1 protein-coding gene and 1 pseudogene are annotated in these 522 nt (G+C 64.6%); one reads left to right on the forward strand and one right to left on the reverse strand.

What is annotated here, in order from left to right:
• The first annotated feature begins 8 nt into the window (after positions 1–8).
• Complete coding sequence (locus tag A5712_RS18650) at positions 9–299, forward strand: lipopolysaccharide assembly LapA domain-containing protein (RefSeq protein WP_068107951.1); 291 nt, start codon at positions 9–11, stop codon at positions 297–299.
• Positions 300–401: 102 nt separating this feature from the next.
• Here A5712_RS18650 and A5712_RS30910 read toward each other — a convergent pair.
• Positions 402–522, reverse strand: a pseudogene (locus A5712_RS30910) (phosphotransferase family protein); the annotation flags it as partial.

Genomic DNA, 522 nt, shown 5'->3' on the forward strand with positions numbered 1-522 from the left:
ATCCGCACTTGGGCGCGACGTCCAAGGAACCGGCCGTCGGGTTCACCCGCGCCGGCGCTTTATGGTCCTTCCTGATCGTCGGCTTCCTGATCCTGATCCTGTTGTTGATCTTCATAGCCCAGAACACGGATTCGGTGCGGTTTACGTTCTTGACTTGGCATTGGAGCCTGCCTCTGGGCGTCGCCTTTCTGCTGGGCGCCGTGGTGGGCGGCCTGATCACCGTGGCCGTCGGCACCGCGCGGATTCTCCAGCTGCGCCGCGTGGCCAAGAGACATCACGCGGCCACTCAGAACTTCTAGCGCCCGCTTTCGGTGTGAATCGAGGGCGTTCCGTGTGAGACCACGGCGAGAAAATCGCCAGGTTCCCGCCCTGGGCTCACACCGAAAACCCTGAGCGCACACTCAGCCGGGCAGCTTGGCCAGCTCCGCCAGCCCGCGGGAGATCAGCGGTGCGACCACCTCGGGCGTGTGCTCGGATTCTTTTCCGCTGGCCAGGTCCGACATGCGCCGGCGGAAGTCGATG

The organism is Mycobacterium sp. E2327 (assembly GCF_001672675.1).
GTDB lineage: Bacteria > Actinomycetota > Actinomycetes > Mycobacteriales > Mycobacteriaceae > Mycobacterium.